The organism is Hyphomicrobium sp. NDB2Meth4 (genome assembly GCF_900117445.1).
Taxonomy (GTDB): domain Bacteria; phylum Pseudomonadota; class Alphaproteobacteria; order Rhizobiales; family Hyphomicrobiaceae; genus Hyphomicrobium_A.
Genome location: NZ_FPEJ01000003.1, coordinates 158,533 through 179,983 on the forward strand (window position 1 = coordinate 158,533; position 21,451 = coordinate 179,983).

The 21,451-nt window shown below is 62.3% G+C and carries 22 protein-coding genes and 2 tRNA genes; 14 read left to right on the forward strand and 10 right to left on the reverse strand.

Annotation, left to right across the window (positions count from 1 at the left end; all coding sequences use genetic code 11):
• Positions 1–94: 94 nt before the first annotated feature.
• Positions 95–283, reverse strand: coding sequence for a hypothetical protein (locus tag NDB2M4_RS06835; protein ID WP_072372307.1), 189 nt, complete (start codon positions 281–283; stop codon positions 95–97).
• Positions 284–503: 220 nt separating this feature from the next.
• On the opposite strand from NDB2M4_RS06835, the gene NDB2M4_RS06840 reads away from it, so the two are divergent.
• Positions 504–1,631: a caspase family protein gene (locus NDB2M4_RS06840; protein WP_072372309.1), complete on the forward strand. Its 1,128-nt coding sequence runs from the start codon at positions 504–506 to the stop codon at positions 1,629–1,631.
• A 61-nt stretch (positions 1,632–1,692) separates the two neighbouring features.
• The gene (locus NDB2M4_RS06845; RefSeq protein ID WP_072372311.1) at positions 1,693–2,514 is read left to right on the forward strand and encodes a hypothetical protein; all 822 of its coding nucleotides are present in this window, start codon (positions 1,693–1,695) and stop codon (positions 2,512–2,514) included.
• A gap of 11 nt (positions 2,515–2,525) precedes the next feature.
• On the opposite strand, the gene NDB2M4_RS06850 is transcribed toward NDB2M4_RS06845, so the two are convergent.
• The 5 genes from NDB2M4_RS06850 to NDB2M4_RS06870 all read right to left on the reverse strand — a co-directional run bounded on the left by NDB2M4_RS06850 (position 2,526) and on the right by NDB2M4_RS06870 (position 7,922).
• A complete protein-coding gene (locus NDB2M4_RS06850; RefSeq protein ID WP_210186513.1) occupies positions 2,526–4,094 on the reverse strand; it encodes a sodium:solute symporter in 1,569 nt (522 codons plus the stop codon).
• Positions 4,095–4,122: 28 nt separating this feature from the next.
• Positions 4,123–5,640: a glucosylglycerol-phosphate synthase gene (ggpS, locus tag NDB2M4_RS06855; RefSeq protein ID WP_072372313.1), complete on the reverse strand. Its 1,518-nt coding sequence runs from the start codon at positions 5,638–5,640 to the stop codon at positions 4,123–4,125.
• The gene (locus NDB2M4_RS06860) at positions 5,640–6,416 is read right to left on the reverse strand and encodes an HAD-IIB family hydrolase (protein WP_072372315.1); all 777 of its coding nucleotides are present in this window, start codon (positions 6,414–6,416) and stop codon (positions 5,640–5,642) included. The genes ggpS and NDB2M4_RS06860 overlap by 1 nt, the downstream gene beginning before the upstream one ends.
• Positions 6,413–7,471, reverse strand: a complete 1,059-nt coding sequence (locus NDB2M4_RS06865; RefSeq protein ID WP_171988046.1) for an NAD(P)H-dependent glycerol-3-phosphate dehydrogenase — start codon at positions 7,469–7,471, stop codon at positions 6,413–6,415. The genes NDB2M4_RS06860 and NDB2M4_RS06865 overlap by 4 nt, the downstream gene beginning before the upstream one ends.
• Before the next feature lie 361 nt (positions 7,472–7,832).
• A tRNA-Ser gene (locus tag NDB2M4_RS06870) sits at positions 7,833–7,922 on the reverse strand.
• Positions 7,923–8,211: 289 nt separating this feature from the next.
• Between NDB2M4_RS06870 and NDB2M4_RS06875 the strand changes: the two genes are divergently transcribed.
• Both NDB2M4_RS06875 and NDB2M4_RS06880 read left to right on the forward strand, forming a co-directional pair.
• Complete coding sequence (locus NDB2M4_RS06875; RefSeq protein ID WP_083555975.1) at positions 8,212–8,700, forward strand: hypothetical protein; 489 nt, start codon at positions 8,212–8,214, stop codon at positions 8,698–8,700.
• Between the two features lie 136 nt (positions 8,701–8,836).
• Positions 8,837–9,193 carry a hypothetical protein gene (locus NDB2M4_RS06880; RefSeq protein ID WP_072372317.1) on the forward strand — a complete coding sequence of 119 codons (357 nt, stop codon included), beginning with the start codon at positions 8,837–8,839 and terminating at the stop codon, positions 9,191–9,193.
• Positions 9,194–9,276: 83 nt separating this feature from the next.
• Here NDB2M4_RS06880 and NDB2M4_RS06885 read toward each other — a convergent pair whose 3' ends face one another.
• Complete coding sequence (locus tag NDB2M4_RS06885; RefSeq protein WP_072372319.1) at positions 9,277–9,954, reverse strand: MBL fold metallo-hydrolase; 678 nt, start codon at positions 9,952–9,954, stop codon at positions 9,277–9,279.
• 117 nt (positions 9,955–10,071) lie between these two features.
• Between NDB2M4_RS06885 and NDB2M4_RS06890 the strand changes: the two genes are divergently transcribed.
• From NDB2M4_RS06890 to NDB2M4_RS06910, 5 genes are all read left to right on the forward strand, one after another.
• Complete coding sequence (locus NDB2M4_RS06890) at positions 10,072–10,566, forward strand: DUF2165 family protein (protein WP_072372321.1); 495 nt, start codon at positions 10,072–10,074, stop codon at positions 10,564–10,566.
• A complete protein-coding gene (locus NDB2M4_RS06895) occupies positions 10,559–10,864 on the forward strand; it encodes a hypothetical protein (protein ID WP_139247131.1) in 306 nt (101 codons plus the stop codon). The genes NDB2M4_RS06890 and NDB2M4_RS06895 overlap by 8 nt, the downstream gene beginning before the upstream one ends.
• An 18-nt stretch (positions 10,865–10,882) precedes the next feature.
• Positions 10,883–11,767, forward strand: a complete 885-nt coding sequence (rfbD, locus tag NDB2M4_RS06900) for a dTDP-4-dehydrorhamnose reductase (protein WP_072372325.1) — start codon at positions 10,883–10,885, stop codon at positions 11,765–11,767.
• 158 nt (positions 11,768–11,925) lie between these two features.
• Entirely contained in the window at positions 11,926–14,043 is a 2,118-nt protein-coding gene (locus NDB2M4_RS06905) for a putative bifunctional diguanylate cyclase/phosphodiesterase (protein WP_072372327.1), read from the forward strand.
• Between the two features lie 121 nt (positions 14,044–14,164).
• Positions 14,165–15,799, forward strand: coding sequence for an APC family permease (locus NDB2M4_RS06910; RefSeq protein ID WP_083555977.1), 1,635 nt, complete (start codon positions 14,165–14,167; stop codon positions 15,797–15,799).
• On the opposite strand, the gene NDB2M4_RS06915 is transcribed toward NDB2M4_RS06910, so the two are convergent.
• Positions 15,771–16,022, reverse strand: a complete 252-nt coding sequence (locus tag NDB2M4_RS06915; protein ID WP_072372329.1) for a CBU_0592 family membrane protein — start codon at positions 16,020–16,022, stop codon at positions 15,771–15,773. The two genes, NDB2M4_RS06910 and NDB2M4_RS06915, sit on opposite strands and share 29 nt — an antisense overlap.
• Before the next feature lie 173 nt (positions 16,023–16,195).
• Positions 16,196–16,897 (reverse strand): response regulator transcription factor CtrA, encoded by a 702-nt coding sequence (locus tag NDB2M4_RS06920; RefSeq protein ID WP_072372331.1) that lies wholly within the window; start codon positions 16,895–16,897, stop codon positions 16,196–16,198.
• A gap of 651 nt (positions 16,898–17,548) precedes the next feature.
• Here NDB2M4_RS06920 and NDB2M4_RS06925 point away from each other — a divergent pair.
• Together NDB2M4_RS06925 and NDB2M4_RS06930 are read left to right on the forward strand one after the other, a co-directional pair.
• Positions 17,549–17,926, forward strand: coding sequence for a flagellar export protein FliJ (locus NDB2M4_RS06925; protein WP_072372333.1), 378 nt, complete (start codon positions 17,549–17,551; stop codon positions 17,924–17,926).
• A gap of 212 nt (positions 17,927–18,138) precedes the next feature.
• A complete protein-coding gene (locus NDB2M4_RS06930; protein WP_072372335.1) occupies positions 18,139–18,663 on the forward strand; it encodes a hypothetical protein in 525 nt (174 codons plus the stop codon).
• Between the two features lie 32 nt (positions 18,664–18,695).
• Here the strand turns inward: NDB2M4_RS06930 and NDB2M4_RS06935 are convergent, their stop codons facing one another.
• Positions 18,696–18,974, reverse strand: coding sequence for a CtrA inhibitor SciP (locus NDB2M4_RS06935; protein ID WP_072373309.1), 279 nt, complete (start codon positions 18,972–18,974; stop codon positions 18,696–18,698).
• Positions 18,975–19,274: 300 nt separating this feature from the next.
• On the opposite strand from NDB2M4_RS06935, the gene mnmA reads away from it, so the two are divergent.
• From mnmA to NDB2M4_RS06950, 3 genes are all read left to right on the forward strand, one after another.
• Positions 19,275–20,540, forward strand: coding sequence for a tRNA 2-thiouridine(34) synthase MnmA (mnmA, locus tag NDB2M4_RS06940; protein ID WP_280173524.1), 1,266 nt, complete (start codon positions 19,275–19,277; stop codon positions 20,538–20,540).
• Positions 20,527–21,246, forward strand: coding sequence for a class I SAM-dependent methyltransferase (locus NDB2M4_RS06945; protein WP_083555980.1), 720 nt, complete (start codon positions 20,527–20,529; stop codon positions 21,244–21,246). The genes mnmA and NDB2M4_RS06945 overlap by 14 nt, the downstream gene beginning before the upstream one ends.
• Before the next feature lie 66 nt (positions 21,247–21,312).
• Positions 21,313–21,389: transfer RNA gene (locus tag NDB2M4_RS06950), tRNA-Met, on the forward strand.
• Positions 21,390–21,451 lie beyond the last annotated feature (62 nt).

A 21,451-nucleotide genomic window follows, 5' to 3' on the forward strand; every position in this document is an offset into this window, starting at 1 on the left:
CCCCGCATTCGTGTGAAATCGGCGCGGCCATGATAGCCGCGCCGATTCCGTTGATACGGGCCGCGCGTCATGTGGGCAACCGCCGAAGCGGCGCCTACTCGTTGCCGCTGGTCAGCGCCATCGCTGCAAGCAGCAGCGCGCGCACATCGTCATCGTCGGGGTCGACGTTTGTTCCCGGCGCATCCTTGCGCATCAGCTCTTCCATGCTCACCGGATTGGTCTCCGGCACGATGCTGGCCGCCCGGCGGCCGTCGAAGCTGTCTGCCTTGTGATTCTGGACCATAGCTCTCCCTCGCTTGGCGCCGAGGAAGCATGCCGCATGGGGCAGACACGTGGCCTTATCGATCACGTTTAACGACGCTTTGTAAACGTCGCCGGGGTGTGGCTCCCAGGCCGCGCAGCCCCCCCGCCGCAACCTGCTATAGTCCAAAAGTTGTCACGGAGATCTGGTGATAACCCTCATCCCGGGCTGCTACCCCAGCCAACCACATAATGAGTTTTGCATGTTGTCGCTTCGCGCTTTTGCAGCCCTCGCCTTCACCCTTGCCGTATCAGCCATGCCAGCCCTTGCCGAAAAGCGCGTCGCGCTCGTCATCGGCAATTCCAAGTACGTCGAGGCAACGCCGCTAGCCAATCCCGTCAACGACGCCAACGACATCGCCTCCGCACTCAAAAGCGCTGGCTTCGAAGTCATCCTTGGCATCGACGTCGACAAGCGTGCATTCGACACCCGCGTGCGCAACTTTGGCGAGCTCCTCGAAGGCTCCGACGTGGCGATCTTCTTCTATGCCGGACATGGCCTGCAGGTCGGCGGACGTAACTACCTCATTCCAACCGACGCCCGCCTTGCCAATGAACGCGATCTCGACTTCGACGCCGTCAGCCTCGATCTCGTCCTCAAGCAGATGGAGCTCGGCCGCGGCGACAAGACCAACATCGTGTTCCTCGACGCCTGCCGCGATAACCCGTTCGGCCGCAACCTCGCCCGCTCCATGGGCACGCGCTCTGCCAGCATCGGCAAAGGCCTCGCCCAGGTCGAAACTGGCGTCGGCACGTTCATTTCCTATTCGACCCAGCCGGGCAACGTCGCGCTGGATGGCAAGGGCCGCAACTCACCGTTCACCGCGGCGCTCGCCAAACACGTGCGCGAGCCCGGCCGCAATCTCACCTCCACGATGATCGAAGTGCGCAAAGACGTGCTCGCCTCGACGGATGGCAAGCAGGTGCCATGGGATCACTCAGCGCTGACGGGAGAGTTCCACTTCCACAACGACGGCGACACCGGCAATACAGCAACGCGTGCCGCCCGCCCCGTTGATGAAGCAGCCGCCAGGCGCGCTGACGCCGAGCACACGCAGAACATCGTCGCGCTCGCCCAGGCGCGCGAGCGCCTGCACCAGCTCCAGGAAGCCAACAAGTCCGACCAGCAGGCGATCTTCGACAAGCAGTTCGATACATCCAGCAGCGGCGACGCCGACTCGCGCCGCACGCTTTCAATGGAGATCGGCAAGATCCAGATCCGCATGGTCCGCCGCAACCAGGAGCAGGAGAAGCTGCGTAGCGAGATCACCTCGCTCGAAAACAAGCTGGGTCTGGCTGCGCAAGATGAAGCAGGCGGCGCTAACAAATAGCGGGGACCGCAACGTTCCCCTATGATGCCCTCAAGTTCGCGAGCGTAGGGACTTATCGATAATGGGCGACAAGAGCTGCATCCTCGTCCTTGGGTTGGACGAGCTTGCTTCAGCGGTTGCCCGGCGGCTTCTGCTCGCCGGCTATGCTGTCGCCATGCACGCTCCGGCACCGCCTGCCATCCTCCGCAGGTCGATGAGCTTCTCCGATGCCTGGTACGACGGCGCCGCCGTCCTCGAGGATGTCGAGGCCCGCCGCGCCGACTCTGACGCGGAATTTCTGCAGGCACTCCGCAGCGCCCTGACCATTCCAATCCTCACCCAGCGCTCGATCGAGGCGATATCGCGCTGGCCGTGGGATGTAGTGATCGATGCACGGCCCGATCCCGATGCTGCCACCCGCGCACGCATACCGGCGGAGATGACGATCGTCCTGGGGCCAGGCGCCATCGCCGGGGACGACTGCGACATCGTCATCGAAATCGGCGGCAACGACCCCGGTGCCGTTATCCGCTCGGCCAGCGCCTCCCATGCCGCACCCGCAATGCCTGAGACCCTCGTTCACGCGCCCTGCACGGGCCTCTTCCTCGGAGTCGCTGCAATTGGCGATCTCGTCTCCGCCGGCCAGGTCGTCGGATACGTCGGCTCCATGCCCGTCGAAGTGCCTCTGTTCGGGCGACTGCGCGGCCTTCAACGGTCCGGCCTGCACCTGCCGCGCGGCGCCCCTGTGGCCGCGATTACTACCGACCGCCGCGCCTCCGTGGACGCCATCGACCGCACGCACCAGCTGATTGCACGCTCCATCGCTTTCGTGATCGATCGTGAGCAGCAGGGCGACGCAATCGACGCCTGGGACAGCAAGCTCGGCTTCCGCAAATTCCTTTGACCAAGGAAACTCTAGCGGAACGCCCAAATGAGCACGCCAACCGTGGCAACAATCATGGTCGCCTGCCACCGATAATCGGCGCCCCCCCGCCACGGCGCCCCCTCGCGGGACCAAAGCAGTCCCGCCACACGAGCCGGTGCGGGCTGTGCGGTCATCAGGCTCACTGCAATTCCGACGCATAGGCAGAACAGCGTCGTCAGCCCGGCAACAATGGTGAAGTGCGGCAGCCCATCGGCGACACCCGCGGACTGGCTCCAAATCTTCCAGCAGAGGAGTGCAGCGCCGAGCATGTGCCCGAGCACCAAGGTGGCGATCGCACCTGCATTGGTCATCCGCGGCCAGAACATGCCAAGCAGGAACACAGCGGCGACCGGTGGTACGGCATATGAGAACACCTGCTGGATGTAATTGAACAGCCCCGGAAACTCGCGGATCACCAGCGGCCATAGCGCCGCCACCACGATGAACACGGCCGTTGCCACACGCCCGACCCAGACCACTCGCTCCGCCGACCATCCCCGCTCATCAGGCTTGACGAAGTCGTACATGACGAGCGTCGAAGCGGCATTCAACGTGGAATCGATCGTCGACATGATGGCTGCGATCAGCCCCGCCAGTACCAGTCCCGTCAGACCCACCGGCAGGAAGGTGACGAGCATAGCCGGAAACACCTGATCGGCATTGTCGAGATTGGGAAGAAGGGCGAACGCAAGCGCACCCGGAATGGCCATCAGGAACAGCGGCAGCACCTTCAATGCCGCCGCCAGCATCGCGCCCCACCGCGCCTGCTCCAGCGACCGGGCACCGAGCACGCGCTGCATGATGTATTGGTTGGTGCCCCAATAGTAGAATCCGAGAACCGGAAGGCCAACGATCACGCCAAGCCACGGAAGACCCGGATCATCCAGCGGCCGCACCAGCGACAGCTTCTCGGGCGCGACCGCCGCCATAGCGACCGCCCATGAGAAATCGAACTGCCCGAAAACCTCATAGGCGATAACGCCGGTTCCAGCGATGAGTACGATCGCCTGCAGAACATCGGTGTAGACCACCGCACGCAATCCCCCTGCCGCCGTGTAGATACCGGTGAAAACAGCAAGCGCAATACACGCCGGCAAAAACGGCGTCTGCGGTATCAGGGTCTGCAGCACCAGAACGCCCGCATAGACGCTGCCCGCGGTATCGACGAAGATCGACAGAAAGATCGTCAGCGCCGAGACGTACTTGCGCGCCAGCGGACCGAACCGCTTTTCCAGGTATTCCGGAATCGTCGTGACGCGCGTGCGCAGAAAGACCGGGATCGTCACCACCGCCATGAAGACGAGGATCAGTGCCGCCATCAGCTCGTAGTGCGCAACGCTGATACCGCTTTGGTAGGCTGCGCCCGAGACGCCGATGATTGTGGTAGAGGAAATATTAGACGCAAAGAGCGACAGCCCAATCGCGCCAAACCCGAGGCTACGCCCGGCGAGAAACAGCTCCTCCCCAGATGTAGCCTTGCGCGTGACGATGACGCCGATGACGACGACGACCATCAGGTAGGCGCCAATGACGCCCCAATCGAGCAAGCCCAGAACCACGGGCTCCCCCCTTCTCAGTCACCGATTGTTACGCGGCGCTGCGCGCGTTCTCGTTTTGCGATGCCGGCAACGCCTCGAAGCGCTCCCGCACGTGCTGCGCCCAATGGTCCACGTTCCAGGTGGATACGCGCTCGCGCATCTTTTGCAATTGGTCCGAGCGCTCTGTTGCACCCATGTCGAGAGCCGCGTCGATAGCGGCATCCATGCTGCGTTCCGAATAGGGATTGACGCGAATGCTCTCCGCCAGCTCTACCGCGGAGCCCGCAAACTCCGAAAGAATAAGCGCGCCGGGATCGCCGTTCTGCGCGGCGATGAATTCCTTCGCGACGAGGTTGAGCCCGTCCCTCAAAGGCGTGATCCAGCAAACGTCGGCGGCGCGATAGTAGCAGACAAGCTCCTCGAACGGCACGCCGCGCGTCGACAGCATGATCGGCGACCAGCGCAAATTGCCGTACTTGCCGTTGATGGAACCGACAAGCCGCTCGACTTCGCGCTGCGCGGCACGATAGGCGCTCATGCCGTCCGCGGGAGCAACGCACACGCAGAACAGCTTCACCTTTTCCTTCAGCTCCGGACGGCGCGCCAGCAGCCTGTCGAACGCCTCGAGCATCTCCTTGGTGCCTTTGACGTAGTCGACGCGGCCCACCGAAACGAGCAAGCGCCGATCACCGATCTCGGACTTGATCTCAGCGACCCGCTGGCCCGCCTCGAAGGTGGAAAGAAGCTTATCGATGACCTCTGGATTGGTCCCGATCGGCCACGCATCGATCTCGACGCGGCGGCCGTTGTAGTTCAGCGCAGTGGTGACGGTGGGCTCCGAAAGAACCGTCCCCGTCGGACAGAACGGGCCCTTCACCGCGCGCGTCTCGGCGCGCACGGCACCAAGCACCGAGCAGGCCGTAGAGGCGAAGTTCTCCGCATAGCGCGGAATATGGAAGCCCACGATATCGCAATCGAGCAGGCTGCCGAGGATCTCCTCGCGCCACGGCAGCACGTTGAACGTGTCCGCTGCCGGGAACGGCGTGTGATGGAACATCGCGATGCGCGCGTTCGGCTTGATGCGCCGCACGTAATGCGGCACGAGCCATAGATTGTAGTCGTGCACCCAGATGAACGCGTCATCGCTCGCCTGTTCGCACGCAGCTTCCGCGAACAGCCTGTTCACCTCGCGGAAGTTCTCCCAATCGACGGGCCCGTAATTGAACTTGCCGGGAAACGAATGAAGGATCGGCCACAAGGCCTCCTTCGACGTGACGTGATAGAACGCTTTCACCTGCTCGGCCTTTAGCGGCAGACGCACCACGTCGTACTCGCCGTAGGAATCCTTGATGTGGACGGTGCGCTCGAAGCCCTTGCCGTTCGCCGGCACCTGCTTCCACGCGATCCACACCGCGTCCTTCGCGCTGCCTAAGAAGCCCTTCAGCGCCGGTACGATGCCATTCGGGCTCTTGTTCTCCTTATAAATGACGCGGCCGTTCTCGATCACCTCCTCGTAAGGCTGGCGGTGGTAGACGATCACGAACGAGGATTTTTTGGCTTGAGCCATCAGGCAGTCTCCTTCGTAGCGTGCGACTGAGGAAGCATACGCAGCTCAGCAATGGCTTCGAGAATTCCGCCAGCGCCCGCGCGCGTCGCGCGATAGACGTTGTCGAAATCCGCAATTGCTTCCCGCAGCCGCGGCTCCGCGTTGCCGACGGCAACACCTTTGAGCCCGGTTTCGAACAGCGACAGGTCATTCATCGTGTCGCCGGCACACAGAACGCGCTCATGCGGCAACCGCTCGTGCTCCAGCAGCTTCAGGAGCGTCTCGCCCTTGTTCACGCCACGCGGCAGCACATCGAAATAAAGATCGGCGGAGGTGAGCGCCGCATAGCCTGCAGCATCGATCTCCACCGCAGCAGCCTCGGCTTCGACCGCATCGTCGTAGAAGTACGAAAGACGGCGACCCCCGAAGATGTCCTGCTTCTTGAGCTTGGTGCGCCGGCTCATGATCGCTTCGGCATCCGAGGTGCCCGGCCAGCGGCTGTCGATCCAGCGCTCCGTCTCGGCATGCGGCTGCCAGTGCGGCCCGACCACGACCGAGGTTCCGACATCGCCGATGATCAGATCCGGCTCGGGCGTGCCGTGCGTCCCGGCCAGCGCTGACGCGAATGGAATATCCCGGCCGGTGACGAAGGCGAGCGCGATCTCACTCCTGCGTGTTTCGATCAGGCCATAGAGCTCGGCGCGATCCTCATCGCTTCCGCCCAGAAATGTCCCGTCGAGATCGACGGCCAGAAACAGTGCACGCGAAGCGAGCGATGTGCTGAGGGCACCGCTCATCCCGCCTCCGCCAGCACGATCGCGTCCGTGCAACGTCCCTCGAATGCCGCCTCCGTGGCACCGCGCGCATCGAGCCGCCCCGATACCAGCGCGGCGACAGCTTCCGCCAGCGGAAGCTTGAGGCCGACACGCGCCGCCATCCTGATCAGCGCTTCGACGTTGGCTGCCCCTTCATGCGTTTCCGAGGCTCCGGACGATGCGGACTTTGGCTTTGCCAGTTGCAGCCCGTAACGATAGTTGCGCGACTTGGCATCGGTGCACGTCAGCACGAAGTCGCCGAAGCCGGCCGGCCCCAGCAGCGTCTCGATGCAGCCGCCGAGCGCAACGATCAGGCTCGAAGCTTCGCGAACCGCCTCACTGAGAATGGCCGCGCGCGCGTTGGCGCCGAGGTTCAATCCATCCGAGGCCCCGCACAAAGTAGCAGCGACGTTCTTGAAGACGCCCGCCACCTGCACGCCGACCACATCGTTTGTCGGCGACAACATGAAACGGCCGCGTGAAAGGCGCTCCGCCAGCGATGCCGCAAGCGGCATCTCGCCGGCCAGCGATACGATCGTCGGCAGGTCCTGCGCCACCTCGTCGGCAAAGCTCGGCCCCGAAAGGATGAGCACCGGACCAGACTGCCATTTGGCTGCAACGCGCCGCGACAGGAGCGTGCCGTCTCCCGCCAATCCCTTGGCGCAGACCAGCACCGGCACGTCGTCCCCGACAAATGCGCGGGCACGCCCAGCGAGGCCTTCCACTGCGCCGCTTGGCGCCGCCAGCAACACCAGGTCGGCGCCCGCGAGCGCCGCTTCCATCGAATGCGTCGGCTCAAGTTCGGCTGGAAACGGGCAGCCGGACAGGCGATCGCCATTCTCGCGGTCACGGCTCATGGCGAGGGCATGGTCGGCCCGCCGCGACCAGAGCCGTACCTCGAGGCCCTGCCGCGCCAAAGCGATGGCTAGCGCCGTACCCCATGCCCCAGCTCCGAGCACGGCCACCCGCCGTACGTCGGCGCCCTCACCGATGGGACGCTTGGGTCTGATCTGCCGTTTGCTAAGGACGTCAGTCACATCTCGATCGCTTGTGCGCAAATCGCTGCCTCCAATGATCAGAGGGTGCACAAGGTGAATGGCCGCCAATGCGGCGAACTGGTCGAGATAAGCTCAACTTACCGAGTGCTGCTTCCTCAAGAAGTTATTGCACTGCAATAGTAACCCCTTTGACCACAATGACAACCCTTGCGGCCCGGCAGCCCGGGAAGGCCATCAAATACTTGAGTTACAGTGGTTTTGTTTCCACGCGCCCACGGAGAAGCCCGCTTGCCGGCGCGAAATTCTGATTCTACTCAGACGCAGCGTCCCGCCCCCCGGCTTAGTCTGGAGGCTCGCACTGCCGGCTGAATTGAACGGCAATCTGAATTTGGGAAATTGCTGGCGGAGGGGGTGGGATTCGAACCCACGAGACGGTTGCCCGCCTACACGCGTTCCAGGCGTGCGCCTTCAACCACTCGGCCACCCCTCCGTCGCAAGCGGCGCAATATAGCCAGCGTTCTTCCCAGCGCAACTGCTGCTGCGCGTCGGCCACAGCATCTTTATGAACTAGCTGCAAATAGGCCGATGACCACCCTTGGCCCCTTCCCCCGGGTTGTCGATCGGATGACGCGACACTTATTTAACGATAGCTGTGCTATTTTGGGACATGCCGATACTAATCTCTTCGGCGGCAAGGCCGTGCGCGCCCGCCCGTCGGGCAGAGCCGGAAGAAGCGATCACCGGAATTCTTGTGAAGTTCGAGCTTTGGGAGGTGTACTGTGAGCTTGTTCAAGGGGGGAGCAAAGGCTCTGGCTTTGGCTGCCAGCGCGGTTCTCATGGCCAGCATCCCGGCCACCGCTGGTAGTCCGTTCTCCGCCCTGGTGGGCACATGGAGCGGCAAGGGCACGGCCCGCTTGGAAGGCGGCAAGAGCGAGAGGCTCTCCTGCAAGGGCTATTACTCTGGCTCGGGCGGCTCGCAGCTCAAACTCAACATTATCTGCGCCAACCCCTCGACCAAGGTCGAGCTTCGCTCGGTCCTCAAATATGCCGGCGGCCGCGTCACCGGCACCTGGGAAGAGCGAACCTACAATCAGGTCGGCACCATCTCCGGCAGCGCAGACGACTCCAAGCTTCGCCTGAATATCGGTGGCGGCGCACTGACCGGCCTCTTGTCCGTATCGCTCGACGACAAAACGCAGTCGGTCTCCCTGTCGACGCAGGGCTCAACCCTGAAGGGCGTCAGCATCAACTTCGCGCGCGGCAGCTGAGCCTGCACCCGCGCGGGAGCGATGCCCTGGCGCCACAGCACCTCCGCCGCCTAGTTCCGGCGCCGGAAGGGCAACTCCAATCGTGCTAATCTGCCTCGCCAGATTCGAAAGTCTTGAGGCCTGACCGGAGATCCAGATGAAGTTCCCCTCGACCGTCGCCCGCGTCATGGCCGCAGCCGCCGCCATGGCAATCGTAGCCAGCCCCGCCCTTGCCGGCCCCCGTGCAGTCAGCAAGGTGCTCGGCTACGTCACGGCTCACAGCCACGACGGCAACGGCTCCATCCGCGCGCCCTACCGGGCAACCGATGTCGGCTATCAGGTACGCCTGCCGCACGGTACTTGGGTCTATTGCAAGCGCAGCTGCTCCGAGACGCTGCGCGTGAACACCGTAGACGTCTGGGCCAACATCGATGATGCAAGCCCCATCGGCGTCGGCACCCTCAGCGCCGAATGCGGCATCTTCGGCTGCCTCCGTCGGGAGTGGAGCTTCTAAGCTTCGGACACTCTTGCTAATTGCTTCAGCGGCGCTGTTTCAGCGCCGCTTTTGCGTTGGCCAACCACCTTCACAGCTTCGGATTAGGCCGCGTCCCCCACAATGAACGGGTTGGTCCGCCTCTCCTGGCCGATGCTGCTCATCGGGCCGTGGCCGCAAATGAAGACGAACTCGTCTGGCAGCGCCATAACTTTGGTGCGGATAGAGTGCATCAGCGCTTCATGATTGCCGAGCGGCAGATCGGTGCGCCCGATCGAGCCCTGGAACAGCACATCGCCCATCAGCGCAAATCGTTGCGCACGGTTGACCAGCACAACCGAGCCCGGTGAATGGCCGGGGCAATGCAGCACCTCGAACGTGTGCCCCGCAACCGAGACTGTCTCGCCCTCGTCCAGCCAACGATCCGGCGTCACCGCGCGCGCTGGAACCCCATACGCTTCGCCCTGCTTCTCCAGGTTGTCGAGCAGCGGGCGCTCGTTGACGTGCGGCCCCTCGATGGGAATGCCGCCCAGCCGCTCGCGCAGCTCCGCCGCCCCGCCCGCGTGGTCGATATGCCCATGGGTGAGCAATATCTTCTCAGGTTGCATACCAACTTGAGCAATCGCCGCCTGAATCTGATCGAGGTCGCCCCCTGGATCCACGACGGCCCCCTTCATGGTCTCAGGATCCCACAACAGCGTGCAGTTCTGCTGGAATCCCGTCACCGGGATGATCGCCGCCTTGAGGCCGCGCTCTGGGCTTGCGTTCGGTGTATCGCTCATATCGCGGGTCTATTCCTCGCGCAGTTAACGAGTTGTGTCGGCCCTTAAGTAGCGGAGTTGGCTCCAGCTATCCAGAGCAGCATAATCGCCCCGCCGAATCTTTGAGGGTCATCGCCGATGGTCGTGCGCTACGCAAAAGTTTTGCTCGTCCTGATGATCGGCATCTTCTCGCTGCTGGTCGGGCTCGACAACATCATCGACTACGGCACCAACTACGCCTTCGTGCAGCATGTAATGTCGATGGACACGATTTTCCCGAATTCGACCCTCACCTGGCGCGCGATCACGAACCCCACCCTTTATCATTTGGGGTACGCGCTCATCATCGCCGGCGAACTGCTCGCCGGAATCCTCTGCCTCTTCGGCGCCCGCAAGCTCTGGCACGCCCGCACAGCCTCCGCCCCGGCGTTCAATGCCGCCAAGGACGTCGCCGTTGCCGGCCTCGCCACCGGCTTTGCGCTGTGGTTCTTCGGCTTCATGACCGTTGGCGGCGAATGGTTCCAGATGTGGCAGTCTCAGACGTGGAATGGCCAGCAGGCCGCCTTCCGCTTTATCACCTGCATCGGCCTCGTGCTGCTGTTCCTCAACCAGAAGGATGACGAGCTTGCCTGAGCGACGTTCGACATCCGAACAATCGCGCGCGCTCATCGCTGTAGGTCACGCGGGCTCGGTGCTGCTGCTCGAGGCGGCAACCGGGCGCCCCGTGTGGGAGCGCGCCCTTGCCGACCTTCCCGCAGGACAACCCTGCGACGGCCAGCCCGTCACCGTTCGCATCGTCGGGGAAACTGTGATCGCAGCCTCGCTGGGCCACGTTTTCGCCTTTGCGATCGTGGACGGAGAGCTGCTGTGGCATCTGAACCGTCGCGGCCGTGGTGACGGCGAGACAAGTCTGGCAACCGAACGCGACTGAACAACAAGCGGAGTACCCATGCGACTCTTGATTGCCGGCTGGCAGGGTCAGGTCGCCCGCGCCCTCGTAGAAATGGCTCCCGGTCGCCCGGATGTGATGGCGTGCGCAGTCGGCCGCGCGGCCCTCGATATCTGCGAGGCGAAATCCATCGAGCGCGCCTTGTCGGCGATCTCGCCAACGGTCGTCATCAACTCTGCCGCGTATACCGCCGTAGACAAGGCCGAAAGCGAACCCGAACGCGCCTTCGCCCTCAATCGCGACGGCGCCCGCCTGCTCGCAGAAGCTTCCGCCAAGCGCGGCATCCCGATGATCCACATCTCCACCGACTACGTCTTCGACGGCACGAAGCAGGCCCCCTACACCGAGGAGGACGCAACATCCCCTGCCACCGTCTTCGGCCGCTCCAAGCTCGAAGGCGAGGAGGCTGTTCGCGCGACTAACCCGAAGCACCTCATCCTGCGCACCTCGTGGATATTCAGTCCCACCGGACGCAACTTCGTGCGGACAATGCTTTCCCAAGCCGGTGAGCACCAAAGCGTGCGCGTCGTCGACGACCAGCGTGGCAGCCCCACTTACGCGCCCCACCTCGTGAACGCCATTCTTGATCTTGCGGCAACCGCATCCAAGCCCGACGCCGATGTCCCCTGGGGCATCTATAACGTCGCCAACACTGGCACCACGACCTGGCGCGGTTTCGCTGAGGAGGTGTTCGACCGCTCTCGTGCCCTCGGCGGGCCGTCCGCTAGCGTGGCGCCGATCCGCACCGCGGACTACCCGACTCCGGCGCCCCGCCCCGCAAATTCACAACTCGACTGCAGCAAGCTGGAACGCACGTTCGGGCTCCGTCTTCCCCCCTGGCAGACCGGCGTCGCCGACTGCGTCGGACGCCTTCTCGCGGATTGATCTAGATCAACAACCGCTGCAGCAAGCCCCGATTTCCGGGATACAGCGGAGTTCTGTCGCATCCGACTTTTGTCGGATGACACCCGCTTTATGCGTTCGGCTTATCTATAAATTAATTCGCCAGATGCACTCGGCTCAGACGAAATTCAGAGGTCTGAATGTCTGACGCAATACGAACTGCATCCGTCGCCCGAACCATCCTACTCGTCATCGGCATAGCGCTCGTCTTGATGGAAGTAATCGCCCTCGGCTACCGCATGTCGTCCGACTGGAATATGATTGCCCATCGTGCCGAAAGGCGAGCTGGTGCAGCCCTCGACTTGCTGGAGACCCTTCACCAGCAGGCCATGCTCAACAGCAGTTCAGCGAACAGCAGCGACCCTGCCATTAGAACACTCGACGGCGCGATTCAGCAATTCTCGGCGGACAACAACGATATACGCCTATGGCTGTCGATGGGCCCGAAACTCATCGCACAGCAGATGGCCAACGTAGGCAAAGCCGGCGCAACCGGCGAGATTGAGAGACCGCGCAACAGGGTTGATCGCGCCGCAATTGAAACAGCGACAACACAGACCGCAATCATTGGCGACTGGCTTCACGTCGCCCGCCCCGCGATCCTTGGTGTTGGCAACGCAGCCGCTCCCCGCTGCGCTTCCTGTCATGCTGGCTTGGCGAACGGCGACGTCATCGGCACCTACAGCGCCGCCGTAAACCTTGCGTTTCCGAGGGCGCAGTGGCGTCAAAACACTGTGTTCGAGATCGCTACTGCGCTCGGCATCGTTCTCATCAGCATCGGCACGATCGCGGCCGTGTTGAGCATTACCACGTTGACGCCATTGCGGCGGCTCACTGCGGCAACACGCGACCTGTCAGAAGGCAACCTTGCTGTCGCGATCGAGGGCGCCACGCGCTCCGACGAGCTGGGAACGCTAGCTAGATCGCTTGTCGTCTTCCGCAACAACCTACTCGACAAGCACATCGCCGAAGACAAGATCGCGCACATGGCGCAGCACGATGCGCTGACGGGCTTGCCCAACCGCGCAAGCCTTCGACGCTTCCTCGACAAGGCCGTCGCAGAGTGTCCATCCAATATGAAGATCGGTCTCGCATCGCTGGACCTGGATGATTTCAAGCAGATCAACGACACGCACGGCCACAACGTAGGCGATCGTGTCATCGCGGAAGTGGCCGCAAATCTGGCGGAAACACTCGAGGAAGGTGAATTCGTAGCTCGCGTCGGCGGAGACGAATTCGTCGCCTTCAGGCGTTACCGCGATCAATCGGATCTATTCAAGTTCGTTGGGCGCCTGAAGAGGGCCCTGCATATCGATCACGGTCAGAACGTTGATGAGCTGAACCCAACCGCTCATATCGGCGTTGCCGTATGGCCCAATGACGCTCGCACCACCGACGCCCTCCTCGCCAAGGCAGACAATGCCTTAGAGCGCTCGAAAGCCAGCACCGTCCCGAATGGCGTCTGCTATTACGAAGCATTGTTGGACAAGGAGGCGCGTCGCCGCCGATTCCTCATTGCTGGCCTTGCTATCGCTGCAAAGAATGGCGAGCTGTCCCTGCACTATCAGGTGCAGAAGTCGCTCAAAACCATGGCTGTCACCGGCTATGAGGCACTCCTGCGCTGGACGCATCCCCAGTTGGGCCCCATCTCGCCAGCCGAGTTCATCCCGCTCGCCGAAACCTGCGGGGCGATCCACGAAATCGGCGAATGGGTGCTCCGCACTGCTTGTCGCGATGCGGCTGCTTGGCCAAGCACGGACAAGGTCGCTGTCAACTTGTCAGGCTTGCAGATCGCCCGTCCTGGGCTCCCGGAACTGGTTCACGACGTGCTCATCGAATCCGGTCTAGCCCCCGATCGCCTCGAGCTCGAAATTACCGAGACGGCGATCATCGCCGACAAAGAAGCCGCCAGAGAAGTATTGCAGCAGATCAAGCGGCTCGGGGTCGCGATCGCGCTGGACGACTTCGGCCGCGGCTACTCTTCGCTCGAGACGCTGCGCTACTTCCCCTTCGACAAGATCAAGCTCGACCGCTTCTTCGTCACTGAAATCGTCGGCAGCGGCGAGTCCCGCGCCATCATTCGGGCAATCGTGGCCCTGGGCAAAACGCTTGGCATCCCCGTCCTCGCCGAAGGCATCGAGACGGAAGACCAACTCGCCGTGCTGAGGCAGGAACGGTGCTCCGAAGGCCAGGGCTACCTGTTCGGGCGGCCGCAACCTGCTATCGACTTCTCCACGCAGACCCGCCACGCCTCGTAGAGTGCTCCCGGAAACGTGGGAGCCGGTTTCCCTATGAGCAGCACGGCAACATAAGCCTCATCCACCGGACTTTCACCAGCTTCGGGGTACGCTCCGCCAGCGCACCCGGAGACTGAGCAGAATGAGCACTACGACCAACGACCATAGGCCCTCGCAGTGCGCTAAACCTCAGCCGACGCCCGCGCTGCAGCGCCAGATCGGACCAGTGGCCCTGCTTTTCACTGGCATCACCGGCATCATCGGGTCGGGCTGGCTGTTCGCATCTCTCTATGCCGCCCAGATCGCAGGCCCTGCTGCGATCATCTCATGGATTATCGGCGGCGGCGTCGCGCTGCTCCTGTCGCTCGTCTACGCCGAACTGGGTGGCATGCTTCCCCTGGCCGGTGCCATCGCCCGCATCCCTTATTTCTCCCATGGCTCGATGTCCGGCTTCATGGCCGGATGGCTGTGCTGGATCGCTTACGTTGCAACAGCCCCAATTGAGGTTACGGCGGTCCTGCAGTACACTTCCAACTACCTCCCGTGGCTGACAACGCTCGTCGATGGCAACCGCGTGCTCACCGGGCACGGGCTCATTGTTGCAACGGCTCTGCTGCTCGCATTCGTCATTCTCAACCTGGCCGGCGTGCGCTGGCTTGCGCGCGCCAACCTCGCGGTAACGGCCTGGAAGCTCGCCATCCCCCTCCTGGCGGTCGTCGGCCTCATCGTTTTCGGCTTCGATCGCACAAATTTCACCGACCATGGCGGCTTCATGCCAACTGGAGCCGATGGAATCTTTGCCGCCGTCGCCGGTGGCGGCGTTATTTTCTCGCTGTTCGGCTTCCGCACCGTGATCGACATGGCGGGAGAGGCATCCAATCCCCAGCGTAACGTTCCCCTGGCCATGATCGGCGCCGTCGTCATCAGCTTGGTCATCTACGTACTGCTGCAAATCGCCTTCGTCGGAGCCGTGCCGAGCGCCCACCTCGCTGGTGGCTGGACCCGCCTATCCGAAAACGTCGCCGATGGCCCCTTCGCCGCCTTCGCCACGATCCTAGGGTTGCAGGGGCTCGCCGCGCTGCTCTACGTCGACGCAATCGTGTCGCCCGCGGGGACTGGAATCGCCTACACGGGAGCGACCGCGCGCATCAACTACGCCCTGGCCGAGAATGGCCAGCTGCCGAAGTTGTTCATGCGCCTCAATGCAGCCGCCGTTCCGGTGTGGTCGATAACGATCAACTTCCTCGTCGGCCTTCTGTTGCTGCTTCCGCTCCCGGGATGGTCGCAGCTGATCGGCTTCATCTCCTCGGCTGCGATTCTTTCGCTCGCCTTCGGCCCAGTCTCGCTGGCCGCTTTGCGCCACCAGTTGCCGAACCATCCGCGCCCATTCCGCCTCAAGGCGGGACTGACGATATCGGCGATCGCCTTCATGTTCGTCGGCTGCATCGTCTATTGGGCCGGCTGGCAGACGAACTGGAAGGTCTTTGCGCTTGCACTCGTTGGCGGTGCGCTCCTTATCGCCCTGCATTATTGGGGCGGAGAGCGAGAGAAGCTCGACCTGAAGCAGTCCCTTTGGTTCTGGCTCTTCATCAACGGCCTTGGACTGTTCTCACTGACCGGTAACTACGGGGGCGGACTTGGGCTATTGCCGCAGTACACCGACATCGCCATCGTTAGTGCGTTCTCTCTCGCCGTATTTTGGATTGCCATTAGAGACAGGCTGCCCGACGCCGAAACGCAAGCGCTCCTCAACTTGGCGCCTTCTGCCGCGCAATAGTCTTTATCAGCGCAATCAACGTCGCCGCTGCCCACGTGCCTTCGAGCACGACGAACGGCATGAAATCGATCATCCACGACGAAAGACACGCGAGCCCCGCGCCGAGCAGATTCAGCCCTAAATAGGGAATGCTCTCCGCCTTCAGTGCCCCTGCAATATTGAGAACGAATGCCAGCAGCAAAAGACCGACACCCACCGACCCCACCAACGTCGCCAAAGACACCTGATCCCTCCATCGCTTTCGACGGGCAATGCTTATTTCCCCCGGCTTCTGCGTCAAGCCGCAAAGCCAAGTCGTAAAGCTTACGGATGTTGCCTCGCCCAAACGCAAACGGGAGCCCGAAGGCTCCCGAAGCGCAGTAAGCAGAGCAGCAGCGTCGAACCTTGCGTGCCTTATCAGGCGGCAGTGACCGCGCTATCGTCGCTCGGATCGCGCAGCACGTAGCCGCGGCCCCAAACTGTCTCGATGTAGTGCTGACCACCGGTCGCCGCCTGCAGCTTCTTGCGCAGCTTGCAGATGAACACGTCGATGATCTTGAGCTCCGGCTCATCCATGCCGCCATAGAGATGATTAAGGAACATCTCCTTGGTGAGCGTCGTCCCCTTACGCAGGGAAAGCAGCTCCAGCATCTGGTATTCTTTGCCGGTGAGATGCACGCGCTGCCCGTTCACGTCGACGGTCTTGGTGTCGAGGTTGACGCGCAGATCGCCCGTCTCGATGACGGACTGTGCATGACCCTTCGAACGGCGCACGATGGCGTGGATGCGCGCAACGAGCTCGTCCTTGTGGAAGGGTTTCGTCATGTAGTCGTCAGCGCCGAAGCCAAGGCCACGCACCTTATCCTCAATGCCGGCAAGTCCGGACAAGATGAGGATCGGTGTACCGACCTTCGCTACACGCAACGTCTTCAGAACCTCATAGCCGCTCATGTCCGGCAAATTGAGATCCAGAAGAATGATGTCGTAGTCGTACAGTTTGCCGAGATCGACGCCTTCCTCACCCAGGTCCGTCGTGTAGACGTTGAACCCTTCGGATTGAAGCATCAGCTCGATGCTTTGTGCTGTTGCACTGTCGTCCTCGATCAGAAGGACTCTCATGGTTCTTCCTCTTAGTCCGCGCCGCTGCCCCAAAAGCCCAAAAGAGCGCCCACTCTTTTCAAGCTAAGCCATCGTTAGGAATTTACCCGCTCAAAGGTTAACAAACCCTAATTAAGTCTTTCTTCGCGACTTCATCTTGTAACGAACTTGGTTACCTTCCAGCGTCACTGCCATCCGCCAGCAATCGCAAATCGCCGACAAAACCGGGCCGTCCGCAGCGGCTAAGCTACGTCGAAGCCATAATATATGTGCTGGTATGCAGACGAACTCGGAGCCCGCGACGGCATGCCACCCTGAACACCTTCCCGACCGGGAAGCCTCGAACCAGGACAGCGCCACACAAGCCCAATGCGCTTACGAATCAAGAGGTAACAGAATTCGCGGCACCCCCCTAGGGGGCAGCCGCCATTTTTTTGCCCCAAACGAGTCGGGATTGATGGGATTGATCTTCGCGTTGCTTTACCGCAACTTAATGGCAGCGTGTCAGATTTGGTGCGAACGTTGTGCGCCGCGATCACGCTGCCCTCGAAGAGGCTTCGCCGCAAGGTCGGCCAAGGTTGGCAAGTTGCGATTTCGGCCGTCAACGTAAGCGCTGGCATGATTCTTGTTTAGTTATCGGCGCGAGTTCGAATTAGTCCGGGGTATCGAACAATGAAAGCACGTGAATCGGCCATGAGGCTGAAGCGGTTCACCGCCGACGAAATGGCGCGCAAAGTCGCCGATCTTGAGCACATGATCCGTGAGTTCGACGGCATGGCCAGCGACCTCGATCGCCAGATCAAGGCCGAGGAGGAGCGCACCGGAGTGCGTGATCCCGCTCATTTCGCCTACTCCACCTTCGCCAAATCAGCGAGCCAGCGCCGCGATAATCTGAAGACCTCTGCTGACGGCCTTCGTGCGAAGCTCGAAGCCGCCTTGCGCGAGCGCGACGAAGCGCTGGAGCAGGTCGCCCGCGCTGACACCACCACCAGCCACGAGCAACTGCGCAATCGCCGCCGTTCCGAGCGCACCGCGGCCGTCCTGCGCTGACCCATGATGAGGGGCGCGTTTTGAAACGCTAGCGCCCCTCTCACCAATCCTCCGTCCCGTTTTGAACTCCTCAACAACGCCCCGCCAGGCCCCGCTTGTTTTCGTGCTGGGGCCATGCGAACGAGTTGCATCATCGCGCGATCGCCTGATCGCGCCGCTTCTGCAGCCGGACCGGCGTGATGGGTATGCGCAGTCTTCCGCACCGAGCCCTCTTGGGGCTCGCAGCACTCTTGAGCGGCCTTATCGGCGGCTGCTCTGGCAACGGCTCCTCGCTGCCCAGCCTTCCTGAACTCACCGGAAGCGTCACTGAAGCGCCCGTGGTCGGCTCTCCGACTGAAGTCTACGCGCGTATAGCCCGCGGAGCGCTGTCATGCTGGTTCGGCGCCGCCGGCCCGCTGAAAGCCGGATACGTCTATCACGCAGATGCCGATCCCCCGAGTAAAGGCGGCAAAGCCGAAATCAGCCTGCACGAGCGCAATCGCCTCTCGGACAATCCAAAAGGCATGCGCGCGTACCGGATCACCATCGCCGCCGAGAACGACGCAACGACGCTCACCTTCGAGAACATCAAGATGCTCGAGCCGGTGGCGCTATCGCTGGAGACAGACGCCAGACGTTGGGCAACCGGAGAAATCGGTTGCACACCGGCACAATCAGGCGGTTGGTCCGAGAACGCGCCACCACCCCCCGCCCCCGAAAAGGAGGGCAAGCGGAAGCCTGCTCCGAAGAGCAACTGATGGATCGTCCCGTCAGCTACCTTTTCGACGCGTCAGTCTCGATACTCTTGGATGCGCGTAGCCCGCAGGCCCGGAAGGCCATGCTTGTCAATCGAGCGCTGCCAGGACAGGAACTCGTCGACGGTCAGCTTGTAGCGGTCACAAGCCTCCTCGATGCTGAGTAGGCCACCGCGAACCGCGGCAACCACTTCCGCCTTACGACGGATCACCCAACGTTTTGTATCTCGGGGAGGAAGATCCGCAATCGTTAGCGGGCTCCCATCGGGGCCGATAACGTAGCGCACCCGCGCTCTCATCTGTTGCTCGGTCATGATACTCATTACACACTCGCTGACCAGCCTTCAGTTGTAGTCCAACACGATTAATACCGGCCTAAGCCCTTGAGTAAACATAACATAAATCGGCGCCGCACGTCGTCCTGTAGACCATTAAGGTTTATGCAACAATTGCATGGCCAAACGAAGCCCCATAACTACGCCGTATTCCGGTGCCTGATCGGCGATCTGTGAGCCGACTTGCGTATCCCCCAGGTCCAGCCCTAATCTCGGCCGCCCGCGGCGCTGCAAAACCGGGCGGGCCCAAAAGTCAGAAAAACGCTGGTAGCCAAACGCGTGAGCGATAGAACGCCCAACCTCGAAGCAAGCACCGTTCTCGCCTCGAGCCCGGAGCATGCAGCCCGCCGCCGGGTCGTCGTCGCCATGTCCGGCGGTGTCGATTCCTCGGTTGTCGCCGCGCTCATGCAGCGGGCCGGGCATGAGGTTATCGGCATTACCCTTCAACTCTACGACCACGGCGCCGCAACGGGCCGGAAGGGCAGCTGCTGCGCCGGGCAGGACATCCACGACGCGCGCCGAGTTGCTGATGCGATCGGCATTCCCCACTACGTGCTCGACTACGAGCGCCGGTTTGCCTCCGCCGTCATCGACAGCTTCGCTGAGAGCTACGCCGCGGGCGAGACACCCATTCCCTGCGTGACTTGCAACCAGCAGATCAAGTTCAAGGACTTGCTCGACACTGCCAAGGAGCTTGGCGCCGACGTCCTGGCCACGGGCCACTACATTCAGCGGCGCGAGGGCCCCAATGGGCCGGAGCTGCTGCGTGCCGTGGATCCCGACCGCGACCAGAGCTATTTCCTCTTCGCCACCACAGCCCAGCAGCTGAGCCACCTCTGGTTCCCTCTCGGTGGCATGCCCAAGGCCAGGGTGCGCGAGCTCGCGCACGAATTTGGGCTACCTGTTGCCGAGAAAGCAGACAGCCAGGATATCTGCTTTGTACCTACTGGCCGTTATACGGGCGTCATAGAGCGTCTGAAGCCAGGCGCCCTGAAGCCGGGCGACATTGTCCACATCGACGGGCGCCGCCTCGGCACCCACGAGGGCATCGTCAACTACACTATCGGACAGAGAAAAGGCCTTAAAATTCCGGGGCCTGAGCCACTTTACGTGGTCCGGCTCGATGCCGAGCACAACGAGGTCGTGGTGGGACCGCGTGACTGCTTGCGTACCAAAAGCCTTCTCCTTAGAAACACCAACTGGCTGGGTGATGAGCCGTTCGAAGTAGCCGCAGGCGAGGGTCTGCCGATCTTCGCACGCATCCGCTCATCGCAGGCTCCGCAGGCGGCGACGCTGTTCGCCGAGGCGGACGCAACAGCCACTGTTGTGTTAGAAGACGGCGAGGACGGGGTAGCGGCAGGGCAGGCATGCGTGTTTTACGCTAGCGGCGCTGACGATGCCCGCCTCTTGGGCGGTGGCTTTATCGCCCGAACCATCGCGCGGCAGCCCGGAGCCTCCACGGCATCCGAGTCCCGCAGCGCAGAAAAGTCAGCGGGTTTGAGAGGCGCGGGCCCAGGGGCTCGTGAAATCGATGTCGCAAACTGATTATCGCCAACGATCTGCAGTGCTGGAACGCCATCAGGGCCGGGTCGTGAGCATCGGGCGCATCGATGAGAGCGACGTGCTCGACGCCTACCGCCGCTGGGCACCCGTTTACGACTACACCTTCGGCCTCGTCGCGGGCGAAAGCCGCCGCCACGCGGTTCAGGTTCTCAACCAGAGACAGGGACGCATCCTCGAGGTTGGCGTCGGCACCGGCCTCTCCCTCCCCGACTACAAGCGTCATCTTGAAGTGGTCGGTATCGACCTTTCCCCCGAGATGCTCGAAAAGGCCCGCGAGCGCGTGAACGAGGAAAAGCTCGATCACGTCACCGGCCTGCACGAGATGGACGCCTCCGATCTCAAATTCGCTGACGGCTCCTTCGACATCGTCGTGGCCATGTTCGTGATGACCGTCGTGCCGGACCCCGAAAAGGTCATGCGCGAGTTGTCCCGCGTGGTGAAGCCGGGCGGCGAGGTCATGCTGGTCAATCATTTCAGCCAGCGCGAAGGCGTGCGCGGCTGGGTCGAGCGGCGCATGGCTCCGTTCGCCGACAAGATCGGCTGGCGCTCGATCTTCGATCAGTCGCGCGTTGAGGTCTGCGACGACCTCGAGCTGCTGGAACGCAAGGCGCTGCGGCCGTTCGGACTTTTCACCATGATGCGTTTCGCCAAGCGCGACTCGGCACGCCAGCCCGTGGCTGCCGAATAAATTATGGCGCAACGGCCGGCGGATTCTTGACAGTGCCCGCCGGCACTCCGTAAATGCGCGCCACGTGGCGGGATAGCTCAGGTGGTTAGAGCGAAGGTCTCATAATCCTTAGGTCGGCGGTTCGAGTCCGCCTCCCGCTACCAATTCAATTGAAAAACTGAAACTCTTTCAGCGCCGCAGACCGGCAGGTGCGGCCGTATCTCGG